General features: G+C 73.0%; 4 protein-coding genes. All 4 read right to left on the bottom strand.

Translation table 11 applies throughout. From position 1 onward, the window contains the following. Positions 1-672 precede the first annotated feature (672 nt). Positions 673-2,433: a methyltransferase gene (locus tag GZ997_RS06060; RefSeq protein WP_162679244.1), complete on the bottom strand. Its 1,761-nt coding sequence runs from the start codon at positions 2,431-2,433 to the stop codon at positions 673-675. A 1,304-nt stretch (positions 2,434-3,737) separates the two neighbouring features. Further along, entirely contained in the window at positions 3,738-5,054 is a 1,317-nt protein-coding gene (locus tag GZ997_RS06050; RefSeq protein ID WP_162679243.1) for a TadA family conjugal transfer-associated ATPase, read from the bottom strand. Continuing rightward, positions 5,048-6,190 (bottom strand): cellulose synthase operon protein YhjQ/BcsQ, encoded by a 1,143-nt coding sequence (locus tag GZ997_RS06045; RefSeq protein WP_238994303.1) that lies wholly within the window; start codon positions 6,188-6,190, stop codon positions 5,048-5,050. Before GZ997_RS06045 ends, GZ997_RS06050 begins: the two co-directional genes overlap by 7 nt. 267 nt (positions 6,191-6,457) lie before the next feature. Next, complete coding sequence (locus GZ997_RS06040; RefSeq protein WP_238994304.1) at positions 6,458-7,351, bottom strand: Fic family protein; 894 nt, start codon at positions 7,349-7,351, stop codon at positions 6,458-6,460. Positions 7,352-7,872: the final 521 nt, after the last annotated feature.

The following is a 7,872-nucleotide window of genomic DNA, read 5'->3' as shown; positions in this document are numbered from 1 at the left end:
ATCTCACGACTTCTGACACTCCCAGATGTCATGAGATCCAACAGTCCCAGAAGTCATGAGACAACACAGTACCCCTACCGTACGAACCGTCACCACAGGGTACGAATCGTCGACCAGAACGTACGAACCGTCACCACGAAGTACGAACCGTCAACCATGGGCCCGCGAACCGCCGGCCAGAACATACGAACCGTCAACCATGGGCACACGAACCACCACGCCGGCACAGCCCCGAACACCAGCCGCAGGTCCCGGCACGCCACAACCACTGCCCCCGAACGCCACAACTGTTGCTCCCCGGGCACCGACCACCGCTCCCCGCACGCCAACCCACCCAGACGCGCACACCGGCCACAACCCGACCAAAGCCGGCCACCACCCGACCAACCAACCACCACACCCACAAACCACAAGAACCCGCGGAGTCGCCCAGCGGCCCCGCGCCGTCGTCCCCTCGGTAGACGCTGGGGCCTACCCCCGACTCGGCGCGCCAGCCCCACGTCCCAAAACCAGATGAGCCGAAACCGGAAGCGCCGACGCCGCGAGGACAATGAGTTCAGGACACTGAAGAGCGCGAGCAAAAGGGCAGGTCCGGCGGACGAGCGCCGAACGTGCTCGCGTGGGAACAGCGTCGGCTCCGTGAATTGCCCCCTGACGGGTGATGGTTCCGCACTACTCCCACAGCAGCAGGCCGTCGGCCAGCAGGCTGCGCGCGCCGGCCGCCATGCGTGTCTTGAGGGCCTCGGCGTCGGCGTCGGCATCGGTTAGCGCCGCCACGGCGGTGGCGATCTGCCTCACGCTCAGCTCGCCGTCGGCCACCTCCACCAGTGCCGCCAGCGCGGTATCGGCCCGTACCGTCCGGGCAAAGCCACCGCCCTGACGCAGCAGGATCACGCTGGGCTCGCTGCTACCGGGACGCAGGTGGCGTTCCTCGGTGACGTCGGGGGCGACTACGGGGTGCAGCTCCATGACCTCCGCGGCGCTCATGGCGGCAAGGAGGCTGCGTGAGCGCACCACCTGGGCCACGTGCGGCCCCAGCGGTGCGCTCGGGCGTGTACCGATCTCCTCCAACACCCGCCAAGGCACCCCAGCCGTATCACCGTCATCGGGACGGTGCAGCACCACGTAGCCGAAGCCGATTCCCTGAACCCCCCGGGCGGCGAAGTCGTCAATCCACGCACCCAGGGCGGCCTCGAAGCCGGGCCGGTCGCGCTCGGGGGTGGTGCCACCGTCGCGCAGCCACATGGTGGCGTACTCGACCGGGTCCTGCACCTCCCGCTCAATCACCCAGGCGTCGATGCCATCGGGCAGCCAGCCCTCCACGCGCTCACGCCAGTCCTGACCATCGTGGTGCTCCCAGTTCCCGAGCATGACTGCCGTGCCGCCGGGACTCATATGAGCTCCTAGTGCTGGCAGTAGCACGGGCAGGACCGGGCCACCGGCGTCGCGGTACTCCATGAGCGGCAGGCCTGCATCCCGGACAGCGGGCGGGGTGATGACGAAGGGCGGGTTGGTGGCGATCAAGTCGAAGGTGTCCCCGGTGACTGGCTCGAGGAATGATCCGTGCCGCAGCTCCAAGCGCTCGGGGTCGGTGCCGGCCAGGGCGGCGTTGAAGGCGGTGAAGGCCAGCGCCCGTGCGGAGATGTCAGTGGCGACGACGCGCTCCGCGTGCCGCAGCAGGTACAGGGTCTGGATACCACAGCCGCAGCCCAGGTCCAGGGCCCTGGTGACGGGTGTGCGCGGAGTCAGGGATGCCAGGGTCAGCCCGGCGCCGCCAATGCCCAGGACGTGATCGGGGGCGAGTTGTCCCTGTGACACCAGCTCACCCACGTCGGAGGCGACCCACCAGCGCACTTCGCCGACGTCGTCGCGCGCCTCGTGGGGTCGCAGGTCTACAACCGCCCGCACGCGCTCGTTCTGCGCTGCCGCACCATCCCCGGTCTGCGCCGGGTTACCGCCCCGGGGATCCCCTCCCCCTGCCTGTGGGTCGGCGCCGACGACGAGTCCGATAGCGCGGGCACCGGCGGCACCGGTACGCGGCAGGGCGGCATCCAGCTCGGCCGCGTAGACCGGCTCCCCCAGCATGAACAGTGCGGTGAGCACTGCCACGGGGACGGTGCTGGTCTCCGCCTCGGTACCTGCGCGTGCGTCATTGAGCACTTGCCGCACGCGCCGTAGAGCGGGGTAGCGCTGTTCCCGGCGCAGTGCCGCATCGGCCGCAGGGCCGAGCAGCCGTGCGACGGCGTCAACGCCCCAGCCGGAGTCCTCCAGGTCTGCGCGCAAGGCCGCCGCCTGCGCCCCGGTGGCCACGGGCGGTGGGGCGGGGGTTAGCACGGGCGGTGGGGCGGGGGTAAGCACCGGCGGTGGGGTGGGGGACGCCTCCCGTTGCGTGGGCTCTGGCGCGGCAGGCTGGGCGGGTGCGGCGTCGGTCATGGGGTGACCGTACCGCGCAGCGCCCTGCCGGCCCGGGCTTAGCCGGAGAACATGTCCATGCCCACGCTCATCACCACCGGGACGATGCCCAAAATGATGAAGGCAGGCAGGAAGCAGGTCCCCAGTGGCAGCACCAGCCGGACCGCCAGCCGCTCGGCGGCCTCCTCGTCCGCCGCCTGCCGGCCGGCCCGCAATGACGCTGCCGTGCCGGCCGGCCCGCAATGACGCTGCCGTGCCGGCCAGCAGCGGCGCAGGCGAGGCGCCGTCCTCCCAACCGGGCCGCAGGCACGCCTCGAGCCGGGTGTGGCGCCGGTTCGCCGCCCGGCCCCACCAGTGCCGGCGTGCACGCCTGCGCTGTGCGCCCTCGCCTTCGTCCTCCGCCTCACGCCCGGCGCGCCACGCCTCCTGCCAGTCGGCTCCCAGCAGCAGGGCTCTCCCAACCACGCTCAGCTCCTCATCATCCAGTGCCTGCCCCAGAGCCTGCAGCGCCCCGGGCACCGACGCCCCGGCCGCGAGCGCCGCCCCGGCCAGGTCGAGCACCAGTGCCTCGTCCACGCCGTCCGTGGCGGTGGCCGCCGCGGTGACAAGTCGCGTGGTCAGCCAGTGCCCGACTCCCATCAGAATCACGCCGACCACCCCCAGGGTGCTGCCCAAACCGCCGTCGAGCAGGATCTGCCCGGGGTGGGCGCCGATAGCGGTGCCGAGCAGCAGTCCCACCGGAGGAAGCAGGGCGAGCAGCCGGGCGGTTGAGCGCGGCCCGGACAGGGCGGTGCGGCGCGAGTCGTCCGCACGCCCGGATTCCGCTACTCCTCCGGCCACCGCCTCCAGTACCCCTGCCAGTGGGGCGCCGAGTGCCGTGGTCAGGCGGCAGGCGGCTACCGCCCCGGGGACGGCGGCCGCGGTGAGGCGACGGCGTGCGCTGCGGGCGCGGCGCCCCGGCAGCGGCGGGCGCCAGCGCCAGCGTCCCTCGTGCCGGTGGGGCAGCCAGCTGTCGGGTGGCTCCCGGGCCAGGGCGAGGAGTGCGGGTGGCACGCCGTCGTCGTCGGGCTCAGTGCCCTCCTCCACCCCGGCGCGTTGCAGGGCTCGTGCCCAGGCGCGCTGCGGGGTGGCGCCTGCGCGCAGGAGGGTGGACACCTCTGTCAGCACCAGGCTGAGGTCTAGGTCATGCGCCCTGGAGCGGGTGGGGCGGGCCAGTCGCCCGGCGTGGTTGGCGCCCAGGGCGGCCGGGGGCTCGCGGCGGGCCGGCAGCAGGATCACGGCGGCGGCCAGTGCCACCAGCAGCCCGGCCAGTACTTGCGCGCCGCTCATCGTCGGCTCCTGCGCGGGCGCGCCTGCGCGGGTGCCGCGTCGGCACCGACCACAGCCGTGGGGCCCGGCGCCGCTGGTGGCCGGGGCACTGCCCCCGAGCCCAGTGCAGCGGCCACGGGTGCCTCCCCGATGCGCTGCGCTAGGCGGTCCACGCCGGGACCGGCTGTCACCTGGCCGTTGGAGCCGATGACGAGTGCGTCCCGGCAGCGCATCCGGTCCCCGGCCCGTTCCAGCACACCGATCGCGGTGACCAGGCGCAGTGAGGTCGTGCCCGGGCGGGCCTGCCGGCGCAGGTGGACGACGGCGTCGAGCGCACTGACGGCTTGCGCGGCCACGGCACCCTCATCCAGGCCGGCCAGGGCGCCGAGCGCGGTAAGGCGGGCGGGGACGTCGGCGGGCGAGTTGGCGTGCAGGGTGGCCCAGCCGCCCTCGTGACCGGTGTTCAGGGCGGTCAGTACGTCGCGGACCTCCGGGCCGCGGCACTCGCCGAGCACGATACGGTCCGGGCGCATGCGCAGGGCTGTGCGCACGAGTGTGGTCATGGGGACGGCCCCGACTCCCTGGACGTTCTCTCCACGCTCCTGCAGGTGGATGACGTGCGGGTGGTCGGGGCGCAGTTCACTGGCCTCCTCAATGCATACGATCCGCTCGTCGGCCGGTACCAGCCCCAGTAGGGCGGCCAGCAGGGTGGTCTTGCCGGTGCCGGTGGCGCCGGTGACCAGGCAGTTGGCCCGGCGTGCCACCAGGGCGGTGAGGACCGCGTCCAGCCCGGGGGCGATCGTGCCCGCGGCGGCCAGCTCGGGGACGGTGTAGGCGCGGCGCCGCTTGGTGCGCAGGCAGATGAGAGTGCCGTCGGCGCTCAGCGGTGGCAGGACCGCGTTCAGGCGGGTGCCGTCGGGCAGGGTGACGTCCACGATCGGGCTGGCGTCGTCCAGGCGGCGGCCACAGGCCGCGGCCATGCGCACCGCCAGTGCCCGCACCTGGTCCTCGGGCAGCCGGGCCTCGGCTACCGCTTCGAGCCCCCGCCCGCGGTCAATCCATGTACGGCCGGCGCCTACGAGCACGTCGGTGACGCCGTCGAGCTCCAGCAGCGGCTGCAGCACGGGGCCGGCGCCCGCGACGTCGGCACGCACTTGCCGGGTGAGGCGTGCCAGGCCGCCCGCACCGGTGGTCGGGGCGGCGCCGGAGCCGAGTGCGGTGTCAAGGCTGGCTCCGCGGGCGAGGGCACCGCGGACCCGGGACAGCTCCTCGTCAGCCCGGCCGGGTTCGGGCGCACCCGCGGAACGGCCGGCTGGGGCGGGGACGGCTACCATTGCGCGTCCTCGGGCGGGTTTTGGGCCAGGTCCAGTAGCCGATCGGCGACTGCCCGCGCCTGGGAGCGCAGGGCGCCGCGACCGCGGGTCGGGTCATCGCCGCGGGCGATGCGCTGGGCGACGGCGCGCTCATGCGGGATGATGGCGGCGATCTCGGTGCGGGTCATGAGCGCGAGCTCGTCGGGCGTGACGTCTTCGCCGGTCTTGCGTACCACCGTGTACACCTTGGTGGGCGTGCCCGGTGCCGGGCCGGGGGCGAGCGTTTGTGGGCCGCCGAGCCCGGCCTGCTCCGCGCGCTCTTGCCCCAGCGCCTTCAGTCGCGCAGTGAGTGCCTCTGCGGCTACCGCCGAGCGCAGGTCCAGTCCGGACATGAGCAGGATGGTGGCGTCCGCAGGCGGGAGGCCGCCGCGGGGGAGGTCGATCATCACCAGGTCGTGCTCGGCGCGCAGCGCGTCCACGGCGGGCCGCAGCTGCTCATGCCCACTGGCACCGCCCCGGCCGTCGCCGGTCAGCACGGGCATGCCCAGCCACTCCGGTAGGGCGGTTACGAGTCTCTCCGGGCGGAAGGCGACTTCGTTGGCGGGCAGGTCTGCCCAGCGCAGCCCGGGCAGCACGCCGTCTCCCATGAGCAGGCCCAGGCTGCCGGCGGGGTCGGCGTCTACGATCGCGACTCGTTTCCCGCGGGCGTGGCAGGCGCGTGCCAGGTGGAGGAGGAATGTGCTGACGCCGAGTCCGCCGCGGGCGCCGGTCGCGGCGACAACTCGGGCCCGTGGCGGGTGCTGGGCGGTAAGCAGGAGAGCTATCAGGTGGTCGGCGCCGTCCGGTTCACAGCAGCGATTCAGGTCGGCGGGCATGACCCCCGGTTCGGTGGGGGGCGGGGCCAGGCCCTCCGGGGCGACCAGCACGACGGCCGTTACCGCGGGTTCGGCGAGCAGCTTTTGCGCCGCGGCGCCCGGGGCTTCGCGGGGATCGGCCAGCACCGGCGCCACTCCGGTGCAGGCCTGCACAACCTCCGCGGGAAATGCCTCCGGTATCCGGTCCATGGGTGCGGCGGCCGCCTGGGCGACGTCGAAGACACCGGGGGTGACCAGGAGTACCCGCACATTGGGGGCGAGTGGTGCGGTAGCGGCGTCCATATGGCTCTCCTTGAGGGCTCCGGCCCGCGGCGTGGTGCCCGGGCGGTCCCGAACAGGGTGCCGCGTTGCGTGCCTCTCCCGCTCGGCGCCTGTGGATGGTCCCGTCGGCGGCTGCTCTCGAGTACGCCTGTGGACTACGGAGGGCTGAGTGTGCGTGGAGGCCACCGCGGGCTCGGGCGAGGCGCCCCGGCATCAGCGCGGCTCGTCACTGCACTGCCCGCGGCCGCACGGCCCGTAGCAGCACAACCGGCCCCGGCGGGATCAGGCTCAGCGCAGCTCAGTGGTTCCGGCCAGGATGGCGTTGCAGATGCTGTGCGCCTCCTGAATGCCCACCAGGATCGCTTCCGCCTGCCACACGATCCACGCGATCACGCCGTCGGGCTGGCCGGATGCGTAGGCCGCGGCCGCATCGGCGTAGGCGCCGGGAGCACGCCCGGCGTACTGATCGGTGACAGCCACCCCGGTGGGCTCCAGGCCGTCGCGAGTAATCAGGTGGTGCACCAGCAGTCGGCCGACAGCGGCGTTGCCGGCGGCGAAGGGGCGGATCGCGATCATTTCCGCGTGGACGATGGCGGCACGTACAAGTGCCGGGGCTCCGGGGGCGTCAATCAGCTCAAGCAGTGCGTCGAACCGGGCACGCAGCGCCTCGCCGTCGGGGGTGGTGCCGGGTCCGCCCTCAAGCGGGGCCGTGCCCGGACGGCGCGGGACTGCGACGGCCGTCAGGGGTATGCGCCCGGAGGCGGCCAGTGGTCCGGCCACGTCGCGGTGGAGTGTTGCCAGTAAGGTGCGGGGACTGGGCTGGGCGGGGCGGGTGCTTCCGCGCAGATCGGGCATCCATTCGTCCAGCCGCACGCCGGCGCGCCATAGTCCGGCTGCGGCGTCGAGCGACGGGTCCCCGGTGGTGGCCTCGGTCAGGGACCGGTCGGCGACGGCCTCACGTAGTACCCCGGTGGGCAGGACCGCACCCTCAACTGCGGCTGAGGCGATGGCACTCCGGATGGCGGACTCGGCCCGGGCCTCCCGCCAGCGACGGCGCAGCGCCTGGTGCCAGCGCAGCTCGGTGGAGGCCTCGCGCAGGGCCTCCTCGGCGCGCTTGACGCGGTCGTCGGCTGCGAGGGCCTCCAGCGCCCGGGTGACAGGGCTGGGGCGGGCCGGGCGCATGGCACTGCTGGGGCGGGCCGGGCGCACGGCACTGCTGGGGCGGGCCGGGCGCATGGCGCTGCTGGGGCGGGCGTCGGCGGGCGGAGAGGTGTTGCTGCATGGCCGGGCGGCGTCGTCCGCGTCGTGCCCCCGTTCGGGTCTCCCTCCGGCAGGCGGGCCGATCGACACTCCCATGCTGATCACGGGGCCACTGTATGCGTGCGGGCCGAGCCCGCCACAAGCCGACGCGCAACCGCGAGCCCCGGGCCACGAGCCTGCGAAGGCAGCCAGCACCACGCCCGCCGCCGACAGTATCCCGCCCGCCCCGACAACTCGACTGCCAAGTTGTATTCGGACTAGGTGGTGGTGCCCGTGGGCTTGTGCTCGTCGTCCTCTGCATGTTGGCGGTTCGGCACTTCGCATGACGGTTCGTACCTTTGCACCGACGCTTCGTACCTTTCGGTGACGCTACGTACCCCTACCGTACTGTGTTGTCTCATGACTTCTGGGACTGTTGGATCTCATGACATCTGGGAGTGTCA

This window comes from Actinomyces sp. 565, from assembly GCF_010365615.1.
Taxonomy (GTDB): Bacteria; Actinomycetota; Actinomycetes; order Actinomycetales; family Actinomycetaceae; genus Actinomyces.
This window is presented reverse-complemented; position numbering and strand designations above follow the sequence as displayed.